Annotated in this window: 18 protein-coding genes; 9 read left to right on the top strand and 9 right to left on the bottom strand. The window is 32.6% G+C overall.

Annotated elements, in window-relative coordinates; genetic code table 11:
• Positions 1-912, bottom strand: a complete 912-nt coding sequence (locus tag D1815_RS23090; protein WP_118389704.1) for a DUF6607 family protein — start codon at positions 910-912, stop codon at positions 1-3.
• A gap of 117 nt (positions 913-1,029) precedes the next feature.
• Between D1815_RS23090 and D1815_RS23085 the strand changes: the two genes are divergently transcribed.
• From D1815_RS23085 to D1815_RS23070, 4 genes are all read left to right on the top strand, one after another.
• Positions 1,030-3,189, top strand: a complete 2,160-nt coding sequence (locus D1815_RS23085; protein ID WP_118389702.1) for a TonB-dependent siderophore receptor — start codon at positions 1,030-1,032, stop codon at positions 3,187-3,189.
• 11 nt (positions 3,190-3,200) lie between these two features.
• Positions 3,201-3,947 carry an HmuY family protein gene (locus D1815_RS23080; RefSeq protein WP_027392286.1) on the top strand — a complete coding sequence of 249 codons (747 nt, stop codon included), beginning with the start codon at positions 3,201-3,203 and terminating at the stop codon, positions 3,945-3,947.
• A 159-nt stretch (positions 3,948-4,106) separates the two neighbouring features.
• Positions 4,107-5,342 carry a peptidase T gene (pepT, locus tag D1815_RS23075; RefSeq protein WP_118389700.1) on the top strand — a complete coding sequence of 412 codons (1,236 nt, stop codon included), beginning with the start codon at positions 4,107-4,109 and terminating at the stop codon, positions 5,340-5,342.
• Between the two features lie 130 nt (positions 5,343-5,472).
• Complete coding sequence (locus D1815_RS23070) at positions 5,473-6,351, top strand: mechanosensitive ion channel family protein (protein ID WP_051336021.1); 879 nt, start codon at positions 5,473-5,475, stop codon at positions 6,349-6,351.
• 76 nt (positions 6,352-6,427) lie between these two features.
• Here D1815_RS23070 and yajC read toward each other — a convergent pair whose 3' ends face one another.
• The 4 genes from yajC to D1815_RS23050 all read right to left on the bottom strand — a co-directional run bounded on the left by yajC (position 6,428) and on the right by D1815_RS23050 (position 9,431).
• Positions 6,428-6,727, bottom strand: coding sequence for a preprotein translocase subunit YajC (gene yajC / locus D1815_RS23065; RefSeq protein WP_027392289.1), 300 nt, complete (start codon positions 6,725-6,727; stop codon positions 6,428-6,430).
• Between the two features lie 5 nt (positions 6,728-6,732).
• Positions 6,733-7,212: a DUF1573 domain-containing protein gene (locus D1815_RS23060; RefSeq protein WP_027392290.1), complete on the bottom strand. Its 480-nt coding sequence runs from the start codon at positions 7,210-7,212 to the stop codon at positions 6,733-6,735.
• Between the two features lie 49 nt (positions 7,213-7,261).
• Positions 7,262-8,173: a transcription antitermination factor NusB gene (nusB, locus tag D1815_RS23055; RefSeq protein WP_118389698.1), complete on the bottom strand. Its 912-nt coding sequence runs from the start codon at positions 8,171-8,173 to the stop codon at positions 7,262-7,264.
• Between the two features lie 163 nt (positions 8,174-8,336).
• Positions 8,337-9,431: a Glu/Leu/Phe/Val dehydrogenase gene (locus D1815_RS23050; protein ID WP_118389696.1), complete on the bottom strand. Its 1,095-nt coding sequence runs from the start codon at positions 9,429-9,431 to the stop codon at positions 8,337-8,339.
• A gap of 140 nt (positions 9,432-9,571) precedes the next feature.
• Between D1815_RS23050 and D1815_RS23045 the strand changes: the two genes are divergently transcribed.
• From D1815_RS23045 to D1815_RS23030, 4 genes are all read left to right on the top strand, one after another.
• Entirely contained in the window at positions 9,572-11,329 is a 1,758-nt protein-coding gene (locus D1815_RS23045) for an ABC transporter ATP-binding protein (RefSeq protein WP_118389694.1), read from the top strand.
• Positions 11,330-11,407: 78 nt separating this feature from the next.
• Positions 11,408-11,803, top strand: coding sequence for a PUR family DNA/RNA-binding protein (locus D1815_RS23040; RefSeq protein WP_027392294.1), 396 nt, complete (start codon positions 11,408-11,410; stop codon positions 11,801-11,803).
• Positions 11,804-11,908: 105 nt separating this feature from the next.
• Complete coding sequence (locus tag D1815_RS23035) at positions 11,909-14,422, top strand: M14 family metallopeptidase (protein ID WP_118389691.1); 2,514 nt, start codon at positions 11,909-11,911, stop codon at positions 14,420-14,422.
• A gap of 85 nt (positions 14,423-14,507) precedes the next feature.
• Positions 14,508-15,158, top strand: a complete 651-nt coding sequence (locus tag D1815_RS23030) for an alpha/beta hydrolase (protein ID WP_118389689.1) — start codon at positions 14,508-14,510, stop codon at positions 15,156-15,158.
• Between the two features lie 44 nt (positions 15,159-15,202).
• Here the strand turns inward: D1815_RS23030 and D1815_RS23025 are convergent, their stop codons facing one another.
• Positions 15,203-16,087, bottom strand: coding sequence for an alpha/beta fold hydrolase (locus D1815_RS23025; RefSeq protein WP_205486649.1), 885 nt, complete (start codon positions 16,085-16,087; stop codon positions 15,203-15,205).
• Positions 16,074-16,538 (bottom strand): DUF962 domain-containing protein, encoded by a 465-nt coding sequence (locus D1815_RS23020; protein WP_118389687.1) that lies wholly within the window; start codon positions 16,536-16,538, stop codon positions 16,074-16,076. The genes D1815_RS23025 and D1815_RS23020 overlap by 14 nt, the downstream gene beginning before the upstream one ends.
• Positions 16,539-16,628: 90 nt before the next feature.
• Between D1815_RS23020 and D1815_RS23015 the strand changes: the two genes are divergently transcribed.
• A complete protein-coding gene (locus D1815_RS23015; protein WP_027392299.1) occupies positions 16,629-17,186 on the top strand; it encodes a thioredoxin family protein in 558 nt (185 codons plus the stop codon).
• A 14-nt stretch (positions 17,187-17,200) separates the two neighbouring features.
• On the opposite strand, the gene D1815_RS23010 is transcribed toward D1815_RS23015, so the two are convergent.
• On the bottom strand, positions 17,201-17,722 hold the full coding sequence (locus D1815_RS23010) for a YfiT family bacillithiol transferase (protein WP_118389684.1): 522 nt from the start codon (positions 17,720-17,722) through the stop codon (positions 17,201-17,203).
• Between the two features lie 9 nt (positions 17,723-17,731).
• Complete coding sequence (locus D1815_RS23005; protein WP_027392301.1) at positions 17,732-18,532, bottom strand: hypothetical protein; 801 nt, start codon at positions 18,530-18,532, stop codon at positions 17,732-17,734.
• Positions 18,533-18,663: the final 131 nt, after the last annotated feature.

Raw genomic sequence — 18,663 nt, 5'->3', positions numbered from 1 at the left:
TTATGTTTTTTTTACAAATGATTCTATGATAGAATTAATGTCAGCTTCGACTGTATAATCTTCTGTAAAAAGATGTTTATATAGTGCTTTATTTTCTACTTTCTGCTCTAATGACAGGTCTTTATTTCTAGCAAAAATTTCATCCCATTTACCACGCACCATCGCCCACTTATCACCATGCTCTTTCCACCAATTAGCAGCAACTTCACAACGTTTATTATCCACACGCTTATATACATTATACCCTTTTTCTTTTGCAATAATCACATCTTCTTTACCCTTTTCTCTTATGATTTTATCATTGTCCTGATCATGGACCCATCCTGTTTTTGTGATTTCATGGCGGTTTCCTCTAATGGTAACATTATAATCACTTCTAGTAGTATACTCTCTCCTTGGTAATGGTGCGGGTGTTGTGTTTTCCCAAAAGCTTTTTCCATCAACATGAACCCAACTAGCTGAACCTTCATAACGAGGGCTATCATCTACTTGAAAAACTTTTTGTGACCATTGTCCAGATACTTCGCTTTTTGGTTTTTGCACATATTTCCAATTATTATCCCCATCATAGAGATAAAAATTTAGATTTTCGTATTCCCAATCTTGTCTCCAATGTTTTACAATATGTGGATCAGCAGGATTACCAACTTGTAAAATATGCTGAATCGATATTTTATCATCTTCATCAACAATTAATTGTGCCCATTCTAATCCTTTTGATATTTTATTTTTAGAAGGCTTGTATAAAGAATCATTCGTGTAATTAAATGTCTCTGCAAAGTTAAAAGTGACTTCATAGCAACCGCACATTGACTTTATAGCGGTAAGATCATTTTCTTTTTTGTCTGTTTGCCCCATAACTAAACTTGACATAAATAGTGACGAAACAATTGCTAATTGACTGATTTTCATTTTAATAATTATTAAAAAATTTAAGATATAAAAATTTAACTACTCTTATTTAGACTGAATTAAAATAAGATTATATATTTGCCAAAATTAATCATTATTTTTAATTAATCTAAATTAATGAACAAATTCATTGTTTTTATATTATTATTAAGTAGTACTATCTATAGTCAAACAAATATTCCTCATAGGGAAAGTGATTCTTTAAAAACTGAAAAATTAGAAGAAGTCATTCTTACTGCAACAAGAACAGAAAGACAATTATCCTCTATTCCGCTTCCGGTTACTTTAATCTCCGGAAATACTATAAAACAATCAGGAAGTGTTAGAATTGATGACATTTTAGCAGAACAAACAGGGCTTATTCTTGCTACCGATGAAAGCGGTTTTGAAGGTATCCAGATACAAGGAATAGATTCCGATTACACTTTAATTTTAATGGATGGTGTTCCTTTAGTAGGAAGAAGTTCAGGAAACTTTGATCTTAGTCGACTTACAGTAGGTAATATCAAACAAATTGAAGTTGTAAAGGGGCCTACAAGCAGTCTTTATGGATCCGAAGCGTTAGCAGGTGTTATTAACATCATCACAGAAAAACCAAAAAACGAAAAACTTAAAGGACAGGCTTCTTATCGTATTGGATCATTTACCGCCCAAGATATGAACTTATCATTTCAGCATAAGAAAGGAAAAGTAAGATATGCTTTATTCGGAAATCGTTTTTCTAGAGATCAATATACCTTAAATCCAGATAACAGTGAGCGTTCGATAACAGTTAATCCTATTGAAAACTATACGGTTAATGGTAGGTTTTATTATGATGTGAACGAAAAATTAAAACTAAGTGCTTCTGGGAGATACTTTAATCAATTACAAGATTCTGGCTTTACTTTTACGGATACTAATGAAGATGGACAAGAAATCACAGTAAATGCGCAAGGAGAAGCAGTAGAAAGAGATTTAAATGCTCTATTAAAATTAGATCAAAAATGGTCAGAAAAATTTAATACTACTTATGAATTTTACTACACAAATTACATTGCAGAAGATATCAGTAGAAATACTGAAACTAATGATATCGTATTCAATAATTTGTTTGATCAAAAATTATTTAGAGGCGAAATACGTGCTAACAACATTATTAAAAATACTGGAACCATAACCACCGGTGCTGGTTATCAATATGATTTTCTAGATCGTACTTTATTTGAAAACGAAGTTAGTTTTAACTCACAGTATATATATGGGCAATTCGACATGAATCCTTTAGAAAATCTTAATATTATCATTGGAGCTAGATTCGACAACCATTCTGAATACAATAACCAAGTAAGCCCAAAGTTTGCATTTAACTATAAAATCACTGATCAACTCTCGATTAAAGGATCTACTGGCTATGGATTTAAAGCTCCAGATTTTAGGCAGTTATATCTAAACTTCACAAACCCTTCTGTAGGTTATTCTGTTTTAGGTTATCAAACAGTACCAAGAGAATTACAACTTTTATTTGATCAAGGTCAGTTAGCATTGGGAGAAAATTTAACTCCAACTCAAGGACAAGCCAGAGTAGATGAACTTATCCAAGCATTTGATAAAGATCTTAAAGCAGAAAGTTCTATTGGATACAACATTGGAATTAACTATAGACAATCCAAAAAACTCATTCTGGATATTAATTTCTTCAGAAACGATTTTAGAAACCTTATAGACACCTTCGTACTGGCAAGAAAAACTAATGGCCAAAATGTATTCAGCTACCAAAATTTTGATGAAATATACACAGAAGGAATAGAGTTTAGCGCAACCTACAACATTTTTGACAACTTAGAAATTAGTGGTGGTTACCAGCTTCTATATGCCTTTAATAAAGACATTAAAGAACAAGTAGAAAATGGAGAACTATTCGTACGAGACGAAAACTTAACATCCATCGTACTTGCAGAAGAAGATCATTACGGTTTTTTTAATAGATCAAGACATAATGGAAATCTAAAAGTGTTTTGGGATATCCCACAATGGAAATTAAATGTAAATGCTCGTGCCATCTACCGAAGTAAATATGGGTTAGGTGATACCAATGGAAATGGAACATTCGATGCATTTGATGATGATGCTGTAGTAGTTGATGGATTTGCAACTCTAAACATAGCCGCGAGTAAGAAATTGTTCAAAAGTTTTGAAATACAAGCAGGCGCAGACAACGTACTTAATTATCAAAATATCAATATCCCCGGTAATCCTGGAACCAGAGGATACATAAGAGTTAATTACCAATTTTAATATTTATAAAAATGAAAAGAGGATTTTATTTATTACTAACGTTTAGTCTTACCATAGCTTCATGTAGCAGCGATGATGATTCATGTGCAGAAACTGTCTTTTTTGAAGATGCGGATGGAGATGGATTAGGTAACGCAGCAACATCACAACTTGCATGTACAGCTCCAGAAGGGTTTGTTTCAAACTCAGATGATAATGATGACACGCAAGCCCTTGCTGATCTTATATCAGAAACAACTAGCAATTTACCAGCACCTCAAGAAGGTGGACAAGGACAACCAATTTCTGGTGATTTTACGCTATTTGATTTAGACACAGGAGCGATCACCACAGATGAAAATAATTGGGATATTGCTTTTAGAGCAACAACAATTATTGTTAACGGAGGCGTCTCGCAAGGAACTACGGATGAACCTAGCAGAACCGGAAATGCAGCAGCTTACATAGCTACTGGTACAATGTCGGATATCGCTTCTGTAGATTCTAGTCTATTTGTTCAAGATGCAACAGATGCACTTGCTATACCATCTGGAAGTGACGAAGGTTGGTACAACTATTCTGGATCTCCATTATTCTTAATTACTCCTTTACCAGGGAAAATCTTAGTAATACGTACTTCAGAAGGAAAGTATGCTAAAATAGAAATTCTTAGTTATTATAAAGATGCTCCGACTAGTCCTGATGCATTTGTTAACGAAAGTAGATTTTTTACATTCAATTATGTATACCAACCTAATAACAACATCACGACATTTTAAAAATTCTGAATTAATATTTACAACTAATTACCCCTAGAAGCAATAATCCTATCGCTTCTTTTGTAGAAAACCTTGCTTGGCAAGGTTTTCTTATTTTTTAAAAACAACATATTATAATAATACCGTATTTTTGAAATCTTCTGACAAAAAAATGTTGCTATGATTCCGAAAAAACATATTATTGATCGATTTATTAGTTATGTAACTATTGACACAGAAAGTGACCCTAATAGTGATACAACTCCCAGTTCTGAGAAACAATGGGATCTAGCAAATAAATTGGTAGAAGAATTAAAATCAATAGGATTACAAGAAGTAACTATTGATGAAAATGCATATATCATGGCAACCTTACCTTCTAATGTAGACCATGAAGTACCTACCATAGGTTTTATTTCGCATTTCGATACTACTCCGGATTTTACGGGAGCAAATGTAAATCCTCAAATTATAGAAACCTATGATGGAAAAGATATCGTTCTTAACGAAGAAGAAAATATCGTATTATCTCCTGATTATTTCGAGGATCTAAAACTATACAAAGGTCAAACATTAATTACCACAGACGGAACTACACTATTAGGAGCTGATGATAAGGCAGGTATCGCTGAAATCATCTCTGCGATGGAATATCTGGTACAACATCCAGAAATCAAACACGGTACAATACGTGTTGGCTTTACTCCTGATGAAGAAATAGGTAGAGGAGCGCATAAATTTGATGTCTCAACATTTGGAGCTGAATGGGCATACACTATGGATGGTAGCCAAATTGGTGAGTTAGAATATGAAAATTTTAATGCAGCAGGTGCAGTGGTAACTATTAAAGGTAAAATCGTACATCCAGGATATGCTAAAGGTAAGATGATCAATAGCATGTATATCGCACAAGATTTTATCAATTCTTTGCCAAGATTAGAGACTCCAGAACATACCAGTGATCGAGAAGGCTTCTTCCATTTATATTCTATGAATGGAGAAGTTGAAGAAACTAAACTTCAATACATCATCAGAGATCACGACAAAGAACATTTTGAAGCTCGAAAAGAGATGATGGCAAAATTGGGAGATGAACTAAATAAACAATATGGAAAAGATGTAGTTGATGTAACGATCAATGATCAGTATTATAACATGAAAGAAAAAGTGGAACCTGTAATGCATATCGTAAATATTGCAGAAGAAGCTATGAAAGAATTAGGCATTACTCCTCTTATTAAACCAATACGTGGAGGAACAGATGGATCGCAATTAAGTTATATGGGATTACCATGCCCTAATATATTTGCTGGTGGACATAATTTTCATGGAAGATATGAATATGTTCCTGTAGAAAGTATGATTAAAGCTGTAGAAGTGATTGTAAAGATCGCCGAACTTACAGCAAAAAGGTAATTCGCAATTCATCGAGATTTAATAACTTTTAACGATTTTACATTTTTTTCTTATCTAAGAATAAAAACAATGTACCCACTATAGTAGTAGATTTATGTGATAACTATTTAATCACTTTAAAACATAAATCATGCAAACTACAGACAAGGTCGTAGATACTGCCGTATCTGCGACTACAGAAACAGGAGGTGCAATAATGAGCTCTCTAGGCGGTTTTTTCAATTCTATACAAGAAGGAGTTGGTCAATATGGACTCAAAATTGTTGGAGGAATTGTTGCATTAATTATCGGACTTTGGATTGTAAAAATGATCATGAAAGCTATAAAAAAAGCTTTCGATAAAAGCAAAGTAGACAGTACCCTAAAACCATTCTTAGTTACCTTAGTAAATTTCTTATTAAAAGTATTATTATTTATTTCTATAGCAGGTATTGTAGGTATACCAACAGCTACATTTGCAGCATTACTAGCAGCAGTAGGTTTAGCCATCGGAGGTGCTTTTAATGGATCTTTAGGTCATATGGCAGCTGGAGTAATGCTACTTGTCTTTAGACCGTTTAAAGTAGGGGATCTTATCGAAACGGGAGGTAAACTTGGTTTTGTAAAAGAAATCTCGGTCTTCGTTACGATTTTAGAAACTTTTCAAAATAAAACGGAAATTATCCCGAATGGGGCTATCACTGCCGGTACAATTACAAATTTAACAACCATAGGTAATCTAAGGGTGGATATGCCTTTTGGAATCCAATATGGTACAGACATCGAAAAAGCAAAACAAATTGTGATGGATGTAATGAAAGGCGATAATAATGTAATGGAAAATCCAGCTCCTAGAGTAGCAGTAAATAATTTAGGTGCAAATGGCGTAGAATTATTAGCATTACCTTATTCTACCTGTGATGACTATTGGGATGTATACTGGGATACTAGACAAAGAATTGTAGAAGCTTTAGGTACCGCTGGATATGCAGCTCCACTACCACAACGAATCGTCACTATGAAATCTTAATCAACCTATACTTATATATATTACACAAAAAAGCGCCGTATTTAAATACGGCGCTTTTTTTTAATAAGAGCATTTGTTATTTTTTCTTTTCAGCCGGTGGTGCATTTAATTTCTGGCTCATTTCTAAAGAAATAGCAGATTTATCAAATGTTAATTTACCAGCTCCAGTTTCTATAACAACTGCATTATTTTTTTCGCTGAAATCAAAGACTTTTCCGTGAAGACCACTTTTGGTAACTACACGATCTCCTTTTTTAAGCTCTTCAGCAAATTTCTTCTCCTTTTTCGCTTTTTGCATTTGTGGGCGTATCATAAAAAAGTACATCACTACAAATATTAAAAGTATAAAAGGTAATTGTCCTCCAAATCCTTCCATAGATATTACTCGCTAACTGGAGTTCCGCTTACTGGTTTAGCTTTTGGAGTTACCATTGCCTTAATCTTAAGGATTTCTTTTCCTGCTTCAGTATTTGCAGTAATAGTAACTTGCTTGTTTTGAGCGTTTGGCTTACCGTTAGAGTTAAACTTTACTAACATTGATCCTGTAGCTCCAGGAGCAACTGGTTCTTTTGTCCACTCAGGAACAGTACAACCACAACTTCCTTTTGCGTTTACAATTACTAAAGGCGCTTTACCTGTATTAGTAAAAGTAAATGTATGCTCCACTACATCACCTTCATTGATTGTTCCAAAATCGTGCTCAGTTTCAGAAAAGCTCATTACAGGAAAATCTGTGTTTTTTGCATCACGATCTGCAGCATCAGCTACATTTTCTTCTTTAACTTTTTCTGCTGCATTATCTTTACAAGACATAAATGTCAAAGCAAAAACACCAGCTAAAATTAAGATTCCTTTTTTCATTACTTGGGTTTTTAATTAATTGAGGGTTAAAAATACTATTTTTTTTGAACTACATAAGTCCACGGCCAACTTTATTTAATTTACCGTTCTCTTGATATTCTTTAGATATTTTATCCAGAATTCCATTGATAAAGATACTACTCTTTGGGGTACTATATTCCTTAGCAATCTCTAAATATTCGTTAATTGTTACTTTTACAGGGATTGACGGAAATTTTTGGAACTCACAAATTGCCATTTTAATGACCGCTTTATCCAACTCTGCGATTCGGTCTTTATCCCAATTTGGAGTCTTTCCTTCTATTTCTTTTGCAAATTCTACTCCGTTAAGCGCTGTTTTCCTAAAGATATCTTTTGCAAATTTTTTATCATCAGCATCTTTATAGAGTCTAGGTAAAGACATATGCTCATCATGAGTTTGCTTTACCTTTCTAAGCATCTTGATAATCCCTGTATTAATTAATGGCAAATCATCTATCCAAGTAAGCTTCTTATCTTCGATATATTCATATAATTTATCATTAGGAGCTATAATTTCTTTAAAAACATCTAAAATAAAATCCTTATCCTCTTTAAAAGAACTCATTTTAGTATCCATATAATCCGAATACAACTCACTTGTACTAATCTCTTTCCAAAGAATTTTAACGTACTCATCATCCAGATCCCAACAATTCATTTTCTTGTGATCCATAGCTTCCTTAAGCTCTGTATTCTTTTCTAATAACAAAAGAACTTCGTTATTAATAAATTTTTGATTTGGATTCTTTTCTTCTGAAGTTGCTAAATATTTTTTTTGACTCTTTTCTAAAAAATCAACAGCATGCTTTCTTATTTCTACCAAAAGTTGAAGATTTATAAGAAACAAATCGTACATCTGATCAATACTAAATAGCAAGAATTTTTCTTCTTTATCTAGATTATCACTTTTCGTCTGCTCTAGTGCGTAGAGGGACTGCATTACTTTAACTCGAATATGTCTTCTGGTTAACATAAGAAATTACAAAGAACATTAATAAAATGGGCGAAAGTGAGTCTCACTTTCGCCCTGCAAAAATACTATTATTTTTAATCTACCAATTCTAAAATTCACTTTTTATACAGTAAATTTTAGATTCTCTCGGCTATTGATTTTTTTTGGCTGCAATTCTTTCATCTGCTATACTAACAGCAGCAGCATTTGTTGTCATACCTGTTGCCTTTGCCTTATTCAAAATATCCAAGGTAGTATTATAAATATTTTCAGTTTTTTTCATGATTTGGTCTCTACCATATCCTTCTATTTCTGCATATACATTTATTATACCTCCGGCATTAATCAAAAAATCTGGAGCATAGACAATTCCCTTTTCTTGTAATAAAGGACCGTGTATATCTTCTGAAGCCAATTGATTATTTGCTGCTCCAGCAATTACTTTTACCTTTAATTTATTAATAGTCTCATCATTAATTGTTGCTCCTAATGCGCAAGGTGCATAAATATCAGCAGTTTCAGAATATAAATCTTCTCCTTTATATATTTCTACTCCATATTTACCACTTACTTCTTCAAGTCTTTCTTGATTGATATCCGTGATAATTACATTAGCTCCTTCTTCTGCTGTTAAACGTACAAGCTCTTCTCCTACATGACCAATACCCTGAACTAGTATTTTCTTACCTTCTAAATTATCAGTCCCGTAAGAAAACTTAGCCGAAGCTTTCATTCCCATATAAACTCCATAAGCAGTAACAGGAGATGGATTTCCTGCTCCTCCTTTTGATTCAGAAATTCCAGTTACATATGGTGTTACCTCTCGCACAGTATCCATATCTGATGTTTCCATACCAACATCTTCTGCCGTATAGTATTTACCACCTAGTGTATGAACAAACTCTCCAAATCGTCTCATAAGAGCTGGAGTCTTCATTACTTTTGGATCTCCTATAATCACAGCCTTTCCTCCTCCAAGATTTAATCCTGTAATAGCCGCCTTGTAGGTCATACCTCTTGACAATCTCAATACATCATTAAGAGCATCCCATTCTGTTTGATAATTATACATTCTAGTTCCTCCAAGAGCTGGTCCTAAAATTGTGTTATGCACCCCAATTATTGCCTTTAATCCTGTATCTTTGTCTTGACAAAAAACAACTTGTTCGTGATCGTTAAAAGACAATTGTCCAAATACAGGAGCTTGTTTTTTTAATTGATTCGCAGTAAGCACTTCGGTTATCATTTTCAGAAATTTTAAAATGTTATAATTATATTATAGTCAAAATAGAAGCGCTAAAATACGGTATTTTTACGAATTTAAAATTTTTTGTTGTTAAACTTTAAGAATTTGTTAATAATTGAGTTTCTAAAAATCAATACTTTATGCGTGCATTACGCCATCTAAACAAGTACTTCCTAAAATATAAATATCGCCTCCTTATTGGATTAGTAATTACCATAATTGCTAGAATTTTTGCAGTTGCAGTTCCTAAATTCGTTGGTGATTCGGTAGATATAGTAGAACAATACATCAATAATAGCATCACCAATATAGAGGATGTAAAAACGGGATTAATCACCAATATACTCTTGATTCTTGGATCTGTTTTGATCGCTGCTTTTTTTACTTTTTTAATGCGACAAACTTTTATTGTAGTATCTAGATTTATTGAGTTTGATCTAAAAAATGAAGTCTTCCAACATTACCAAATATTATCACTTAACTTTTATAAAAAAAACAGAACAGGTGATTTAATGAGTCGTATTAGCGAGGATGTATCCAAAGTAAGGATGTATGTGGGTCCTGCAATCATGTATAGTGTTAACACCATTACTTTATTTGTCGTAGTTATTGGTTATATGATTAGTATTGCTCCCCAACTAACCCTATACACGGTTGCACCACTTCCTATTTTATCTATTTCTATATATAAATTAAGTGTTGCCATACACAAAAGAAGTACAATTGTTCAGCAATTTTTAGCTAAACTAACCACATTCACACAAGAATCTTTTAGTGGTATTTCGGTCATCAAAGCCTATGGAATAGAATCTCAGACATTATCGAACTTTACAGATTTATCAAACACCAATAAAGAAAAAAATATAGATCTTGTAAAAGTGCAAGCTCTATTTTTTCCGCTAATGGTTTTACTTATTGGTGTTAGTAATATCATGGTAATCTATATTGGAGGAAAACAATATATTGATGGAACCATTCAAGATCTTGGTGTAATAGTAGAGTTTATTATTTTTGTTAACATGCTAACCTGGCCGGTAGCGACCGTGGGTTGGGTAACCTCTATTATACAACAAGCAGAAGCTTCACAAGTAAGGATTAATGAATTCCTAAGTCAAGAACCAGAAATCACAAACAGTGTCACTGAGCAAACACCCATAACAGGAAATATAGCATTTAACAATGTTTCTTTTACCTATGACGACACCAATATTACTGCCTTAAAAAAGGTGAATTTTGAAATTAATTCTGGACAAACCATTGCAATAATTGGAAAAACAGGATCAGGAAAATCAACAATTCTTGATTTACTAGGGAGATTGTACGATGTTTCTGACGGAGAAATTAAAGTTGATGGAAGATCTATTAGAAAACTAAATTTAGTAAATCTTAGAGAATCCATTGGGTACGTGCCGCAAGATGCTTTCTTATTTAGTGACTCTATAAGAAATAATATAAAATTTGGTAAAACTGATGCCACTGAAGTTGAGGTAATTCAGGCTGCCAAAAATTCTGCTGTCCACAAAAACATTGAAGGATTTAGTAAAGGATATGATACCGTGTTAGGAGAACGAGGAATTACTTTATCAGGTGGACAAAAACAACGTGTTTCGATTGCCAGAGCAATTATCAAGGATCCGTCCATCCTTCTTTTTGATGATTGTTTATCTGCAGTTGATACCGAAACAGAAGAAGAAATACTCAATAATCTCAATAGAATTTCCAAAAATAAGACCACTTTTATAGTAAGTCACCGAGTTTCTACTGCTAGGAACGCGGATAAAATCATTGTTTTAGACGAAGGCGAAATCATCCAACAAGGCACTCATAATCAACTATTAGACGTTGATGGATATTACAAAGAGTTATATTTAAAACAGCTAAGCGAAAAAGAAATTTGATATTTTGTTGTACGATTAACAATTTTTTTAGATTTTTGATTCCATCGTAACAGACTAATTAATTAAGAAATAAGGATTATGAGCGATAATGAAATGTTGGAGAAAGAGGAAATTTTCTCAAAAGTTTTAAGAGCAGGAAGAAGAACATATTTCTTTGATGTAAGATCAACAAAAGCTGGAGATTACTATCTTACTATTACAGAAAGTAAAAAATTCACTAATGATGATGGATCTTTTCACTACAAAAAGCATAAAATCTACTTATACAAAGAAGACTTTGTTGGTTTCAGTGAAATACTAAGTGAAATGACTGATTTCATAGTTAATGAAAAAGGTGAAGAAGTGATCAGTGAAAGACATCAAAAAGATTATCAAAAATCTTACGAACAAAATACAGAAGTATCTGCAACAGCAAATGAAGAAGTTACAGCTTCTACAGAAAGTTTTACAGATGTAAGCTTCGACGACATATAAGGCATAATAACTTATGTTAAACTTATGCAAACCGCTTCAGTCTCTGAAGCGGTTTTTTTTATTTTCGAAAACTATTAAACGCTACAATCGCTCAAACAAACTAAAATGAAGCACTTCTTTACTATCATCTTATCACTATTATTCTTTTCTTCTTTTGCTCAAGAAAACCTTTCGTTAGAATATTATTTACCAAAAGGAGTTTCCTATAATCCTGAAATACCAACACCGCAAAGTGTTTTAGGTTTCGTTCCAGGAAAATGGCACGTTACTCACGATAAATTAGTAGAATACATGAAAGTTTTGGCGAAAGCTTCTCCGCGTATTACCATAGAAGATAGAGGAAAAACATATGAAGATCGGCCTATCATCTTACTAACTATTACTTCAGAAAAAAATCATCAGAATTTAGAACAAATACGAAATCAACATATTCAATTAACCCAAAATAGCAAAACCGCTAACGACATTGCATCCATGCCAGCAGTGGTATACCAAGGTTTTTCTATACATGGTAATGAGCCAAGTGGCTCAAACGCAAGTTTAATTGCTGCTTATTATTTAGCCGCTGGACAAGGAAATCAAGTTGATGAGTTATTAGAGAATGTTGTAATTTTATTTGACCCATCGCTTAACCCTGATGGTTTACAGCGTTTTGCTTATTGGGCAAATACTAATAAAAGTAAAAACATAAGCACAGATCCACAAGACAGAGAATACAGTGAAGTATGGCCTGGAGGTAGAACAAATCATTACTGGTTTGATATGAACCGTGATTGGTTACCAGTACAATTACCAGAATCAAGAGCTAGAATTGAGACTTTTCATAAATGGTATCCCAATGTTCTCACCGATCATCACGAAATGGGCTCTAATAGTAGTTTTTTCTTTCAACCTGGAATACAATCTAGAACGCATCCATTAACACCTAAATTAAATCAGGAGCTTACCAAAAAAATTGCTAACTATCACGCAGAAGCTTTTAATAAAATAGGGTCATTATATTTTACAGAAGAAAATTTTGATGATTTTTATTATGGAAAAGGATCTACATTCCCTGATATTAATGGAGGAATTGGTATTTTATTTGAACAAGGAAGCTCTCGAGGACATGCGCAGGAAACAGACAACGGAATATTGACATTCCCGTTTACAGTAAGAAATCAATTTACTGCTACACTCTCTACATTAGAAGCGGCAAAATCCATGCGCACAGAATTACTTAGATATCAAAACAACTTTTATAATAATGCTAGAAAAGAAGCGCAAACAGGATCTTACATTTTTGGAAATGAAAAAGATGCGGCTTCTACCTATCACCTTGCAGAAATCTTAAAACGTCATAAGGTTCAGTTTTATGATTTAAAAAATGATATCACTGCAAACGGTAAAAAATTTAAAAAAGGATATAGCTATGTAGTTCCTAAAAATCAAAAACAAAGCCGTTTAATCAAGGCTATGTTTGAAAAAAGAACAAAATTTCAAGACAGTTTATTTTATGATGTATCTGCTTGGACATTCCCATTAGCCTTTAATTTAGATTATACTGAAAAAACAACTACCTCTGACCTAGGAGCAGAAATTACTAAGTTGGACTATAAAAAACCTAAAAGCATTAATAAAAGCAACTATGCATACCTTATGGAATGGCATGAGTATTATACGCCTGCCGTATTATATAAAATTTTAAATAGCGGATTGAGGGCTAAAGTAGGCATGAAACCTTTTTCTATTGAAAATAAAAACTATGACTACGGAACAATTATGATTCCTATTCAGAATCAAAGATTAAACTCACAGGAAATTCATGCATTTTTACAAAATCTTGCTTCAGAAAATCATGTAAATATTACAGGTGTATCTACTGGTTTAACAACAGGAATTGATCTAGGAAGTAATCAATTTAGAGCATTATCATTGCCAAAAATCGCATTGTTAACAGGAAGCGGAATCACACCATATGATGCTGGAGAAATCTGGCATTTAATGGATCAACGTTACAACATTCCTATCACCAAACTAAATACTGAATACCTAGAAAGAAGAAACTTATCTAGATACACTCATATTATTTTACCAAACAGCTGGAATCAAACAATGGGTAAAAATGTTATTGACAAGATTAAATCTTGGATCAGAAACGGAGGAACACTAATCGGATATAGAAACGCAGCTCAATTCTTTAAAAACAATGAGCTTATGAAAATCGAATTTTCTAAACCAGAAAACGATGCTAAAAACATTTCGTTTGAGCAAAGAAGAGATTTCTTTGGAGCTCAGGTAATTGGAGGGGCGATTTTCCAAGCTAAAACCGATAGATCACATCCAATAAATTTTGGTTATAAAAATGATGAAATATCACTTTTTAGAAACACAACCTTATTTATCAAAGCTAATAAACAGAGTTACTACAACCCTATTCAATATACAAAATCACCACTGCTAAGCGGATATATCAGCAAAAAGAATTTGGATTCATTGGCTAATACGGTACCATTTAGACATCAAAGTTTAGGAAGAGGGAACACTATTTTATTTACCGACAATACTAATTTTAGAGCTTTTTGGTATGGTACTAATAAGTTATTAATGAATGCTATTTTCTTTAGTGATGAGATGTAACTAAACAGCTATTTGTTTGAGTAACTTCCAGGAAAAAGAACATTATAAATAAAATATTTTTATAGAAATATAATTTATCAAACCCATGAATACTTATCTAGGACGTATAGTTATTTTTTTATGGGTATTATCGTTATCCTCTTGTAAAAGTGAAAATGACCAGAATGACCGATACATTTTCTTTATTCATAATAGATTTCTAGAAACCCATGAACTACATGAAGTTCACCCAGAATTTGGAAGAACAGAATACCAAGAAATCATTTCGGAATTTAAAAAAAGTGGCTTCCAGGTTATTAGCGAAAAAAGAAATAGCAATGTCAATGCTAATACGTATGCAAATAAGATTGTAAATCAAATAGATAGTTTATTAGCAAACAATATTAACCCTGAAAAAATAACTATTGTAGGCACTTCTAAAGGTGGCTACATCGCTCAATATGTATCCACTATAGCTAATAATCCTGACCTCAATTTTGTGTTCATAGCAAGTTTTAAGGATCGTGATATTATAGAAATTCCTGAAATTAATTATTGTGGAAATATTTTGAATATTTATGAAAAAACAGATCCATTTGGAGTCTCTGCCATAACTAGACAAAAAGAATCTACCTGTAGTATTATCCATTTTAAAGAAATAGAACTTACTACCGGAATGGGCCATGGATTTCTTTTCAAACCATTAAAAGAATGGATAGAACCTACCATACAATGGGCTTCGGGGAAATATGAATAAATTACAATCCGTATTTATTCGAAGATGTTTTCATAAACGAAGAATTAAGAAATAATGATTTTTCTAAACTCTTCATAATGATGTAATACTTCATTTGGAGCTTCTGTTTGTGGATAATGACCAATAGCCTCTAATAACACAACATCAGCATTTGGCACTATTTCTTTATAGAATTCTGCCATATGCTCACCCGAAATAGGATCAACAGCGCCATCAATTAATCGTTTAGGCATATCGGTATATTGTATCGCTTCTCTCCAGCGAATTTTATAAGTATCTCTTTCTTTTAGGTATTTTATCAACTTAGGTATTACATTCTTACCAGAATTATAAGCTATTGTTTCCCAAAAATCATCTATCTCTTTTTCACTAGGTTGTGTATCGCTTCCAAATATTTTTTTGAAGTTTTTAGCCAATGTATTTCTACCCATAAAATGTTTAAGAATAGCACCAAAAGGAGTGAGTAACATTTTTTGAGTTAATGTAGGAAAATTAGTTTCTGGAAACATTCCTCCATTAAGAAAACAAACGGATTTAATATCAAATTCATATGCTGGGTTCTCTTTTAATCTAGCTAACATTTCCTGAACCACAGTATCTCCATAATCATGCGCCAGTATATGAAAAGAAACAATTCCTTTTTGTTTTAAAAAGGCTTCCCATATATCAACCTGGGACGCAATTGTATATTTAAAATCACTTGGTTTAGCCGAAAAACCATACCCCAACATATCAATAGCATATACGCTATACTTTTCTGCAAGTGTGCCCCATATTTTACTCCAATCCCAAGAAGATGTTGGAAATCCATGCACAAGAATCAAAGGCTCCCCTACCCCTTCTTCTTTATAAAATATTTGATAGTTTTTATATGTGTAATACGATCCTGAATCTTTCCAATTCTTTAATTGCATATTATTTTTTTCCAAACATTTTTTGGATTACCCAAGCAGGTCCAATCAACAAGAATTGTAAATCTTGCGCAGCAGAAGGTTTTTTACCTTCTAAATGATGACCATAAAATTGTCCGATCCAAGCAACGACAAAAATAATAAGAGACACCATCCATAATGGTGCATATTGACTGATGTAGTAATTAGCAATTATACAAAAAGCAACAAAAACTAATATTTGTAACGCCATTTTTACGGATAACCTAACGTAAAAAAGCAAAATAAGTAAAGCAACGACAAACGCCCAATTTTCTATAAATGGGTTTTCTCCAGGTATTATAGAGGCTAAAAAACCACTAGGAATACTCATAATTAGACCAACAACAGAAAAAAATATAGCTGGCACACATATAAAATGAATTGCAATATTTGTTTTGTTCTGATGGCTCACAGCATATTCCTGAAACCAAGTCTCTAAAGTTTTCATAATTTTATTTTTTGGAATGTAACTAAGATAACAATTTTTATACTTATAAAGTATAATATTGTAATTTCGAAAATATAAAAATTAAACATTATGGCTCGTACTCCATCAAACATGCTACCATTAGGTACTGTTGCTCCAGATTTCACTTTAGTAGATGCTGTTACTAATAATAAAGTTTCCCTGAATGATATAAAAGGAGAAAAAGGTACTATAGTTATGTTTATATGCAATCATTGCCCTTTTGTTATTCACGTAAATGAAGAAATTTCTAGAGTAGCTAATGACTACAGGGTACAAGGATTTGGTTTTGTCGCTATTAGCAGTAACGATATCGAAAATTATCCACAAGATGCTCCAGAACACATGTGGAAAACCGCTCAGAAAAACAATTATACATTTCCTTATTTGTTTGATGAAACACAGGAAGTAGCTAAAGCCTATGATGCAGCGTGTACTCCGGATTTTTATCTTTTTGATGGAGAATTAAAACTTATTTACAGAGGGCAGTTAGATGATTCGAGACCTGGAAACGGGATTCCTGTAAATGGTAGAGACCTTCGTCAAGCATTGGATGCGGTACTTAGAAACGCTACAGTTTCCGAAATCCAAAAACCAAGTATAGGGTGCAATATTAAATGGAAACAATAATAAGATAAAAGAGATTACTTAAAAGTACCCGCTATAATCTGTAAATGTGCTAAATGATGGTTTCCGTGCCAAGCGTATATTCCAATATCTTCTGCTAAAGAAATTGCAACATCACCTTCGGGATGAATAAATACTTTTCCTAAATCTTCATCAGATAAACCTTTTAAGAAATACACCCATTTAGCATGCAACGCTTTTATTAAGTCTAAAGAGAGGTGAATTGGTGCTGATTTAGTATCAAATAATTCCGCCCATCTATCTTCATAATATGCTTTAATTACTGGTTGTTCTTCGGTGAGCGCCCATTTAAAACGAATATAACCATTATGATGACTATCATGGATATGATGAATAACCTGTCTTGCAGTCCACCCATCAGGTCGGTATGGGGTTTCTAACTGGGCTTCAGAAAAATTGGAAACTAATTTTTCTATTTTTTTAGGTAGTTCCTCTATATCTTTTATCCAAGTAGTAATTTGTTCTTTAGTAATAGTATTAGGGCTTTTAAACTTTCCTATTGGATATTGAAGATTCATAGTATTATTTCAGTCAACTTTTACGTACAAAAATAAACTCGAAGAAGTATTTTGTAAATCCTTTACAACTAATTCTCGTTCATTCAGAGTCTCTATTTTATATTTATAAATATATTTATCTTTAGGAGATGAACAATACATAACATCATCTTTAATTTTTACCTTTAATCTTTTCAGAAACTTTCCATCACGAAAATTGAAACGTATAGTTTCTTCAAAAATCATATGCTCATCAGGAAATTGAACATTTACCCATTTTCCCTGTAGCGCTTCATAAGTCCCTCTATTTTTAAACTTATTATCTAACAAAGATTTCATTCTTAAACTATAAGAAACAAAAGTTTCTTCAGGTTCTATGTTAGTTACCGCTTGACCAGAAACTATTTTATAAATTTCATTCCCTTTATCAAAATAATGTTTTGACTCAAATTTTGTAAATGCGTTGGAGTAATCCATTACAACAAAGCCATCGCTATTTTTTGTTTCCATATACTGGCGTTGCTTATAATTCACATGAATCAATTGATCATTCCAAAAATAAAATACCGTAATTACCATTGCATTAGGCATCCCGATATTTCTTATGATTTTCTTTAAACGTTCGTGCTCATAATATCCATTGAGCTCCGCTCCATGATCCGCAATCTGATCTAAGAACTCCTCAGGATCCAAAGAAAACACATCGGATTCGATATAACTATCAATGATTTCTATTTGATCTTTGATAGCAGTCATTGCAGCTTCATTATCTTGAGTAAAGGAAAAATTTACACAAAAAAATATTAAAAACACTGTTAGCTTCCACTTCATAACCATCAAAAATGGGGTTTTTGTATTGGTTTATTATCTTATAACTAGGGGTGTAAATATCTGCATTATAGACGTAAAAGTTTACTTTTTTCTATAAAACTTCTCTATTTTAATAAATAAATTAACATTTA

The sequence above is a fragment of the Aquimarina sp. AD1 genome (assembly GCF_003443695.1).
Lineage (GTDB): Bacteria > Bacteroidota > Bacteroidia > Flavobacteriales > Flavobacteriaceae > Aquimarina > Aquimarina latercula.
This window is presented reverse-complemented; position numbering and strand designations above follow the sequence as displayed.

Coding starts and splice junctions, on each gene's coding strand:
- D1815_RS23085 (WP_118389702.1), top strand. CDS start 1,030: ATGAACAAATTCATTGTTTTTATATTATTATTAAGTAGTACTATCTAT.
- D1815_RS23010 (WP_118389684.1), bottom strand. CDS start 17,722: ATGAATCTTCAATATCCAATAGGAAAGTTTAAAAGCCCTAATACTATT.
- D1815_RS23090 (WP_118389704.1), bottom strand. CDS start 912: ATGAAAATCAGTCAATTAGCAATTGTTTCGTCACTATTTATGTCAAGT.
- D1815_RS23040 (WP_027392294.1), top strand. CDS start 11,408: ATGAGCGATAATGAAATGTTGGAGAAAGAGGAAATTTTCTCAAAAGTT.
- D1815_RS23045 (WP_118389694.1), top strand. CDS start 9,572: ATGCGTGCATTACGCCATCTAAACAAGTACTTCCTAAAATATAAATAT.
- pepT (WP_118389700.1), top strand. CDS start 4,107: ATGATTCCGAAAAAACATATTATTGATCGATTTATTAGTTATGTAACT.
- D1815_RS23035 (WP_118389691.1), top strand. CDS start 11,909: ATGAAGCACTTCTTTACTATCATCTTATCACTATTATTCTTTTCTTCT.
- D1815_RS23080 (WP_027392286.1), top strand. CDS start 3,201: ATGAAAAGAGGATTTTATTTATTACTAACGTTTAGTCTTACCATAGCT.
- yajC (WP_027392289.1), bottom strand. CDS start 6,727: ATGGAAGGATTTGGAGGACAATTACCTTTTATACTTTTAATATTTGTA.
- D1815_RS23020 (WP_118389687.1), bottom strand. CDS start 16,538: ATGAAAACTTTAGAGACTTGGTTTCAGGAATATGCTGTGAGCCATCAG.
- nusB (WP_118389698.1), bottom strand. CDS start 8,173: ATGCAGTCCCTCTACGCACTAGAGCAGACGAAAAGTGATAATCTAGAT.
- D1815_RS23050 (WP_118389696.1), bottom strand. CDS start 9,431: ATGATAACCGAAGTGCTTACTGCGAATCAATTAAAAAAACAAGCTCCT.
- D1815_RS23015 (WP_027392299.1), top strand. CDS start 16,629: ATGGCTCGTACTCCATCAAACATGCTACCATTAGGTACTGTTGCTCCA.
- D1815_RS23005 (WP_027392301.1), bottom strand. CDS start 18,532: ATGAAGTGGAAGCTAACAGTGTTTTTAATATTTTTTTGTGTAAATTTT.
- D1815_RS23070 (WP_051336021.1), top strand. CDS start 5,473: ATGCAAACTACAGACAAGGTCGTAGATACTGCCGTATCTGCGACTACA.
- D1815_RS23060 (WP_027392290.1), bottom strand. CDS start 7,212: ATGAAAAAAGGAATCTTAATTTTAGCTGGTGTTTTTGCTTTGACATTT.
- D1815_RS23030 (WP_118389689.1), top strand. CDS start 14,508: ATGAATACTTATCTAGGACGTATAGTTATTTTTTTATGGGTATTATCG.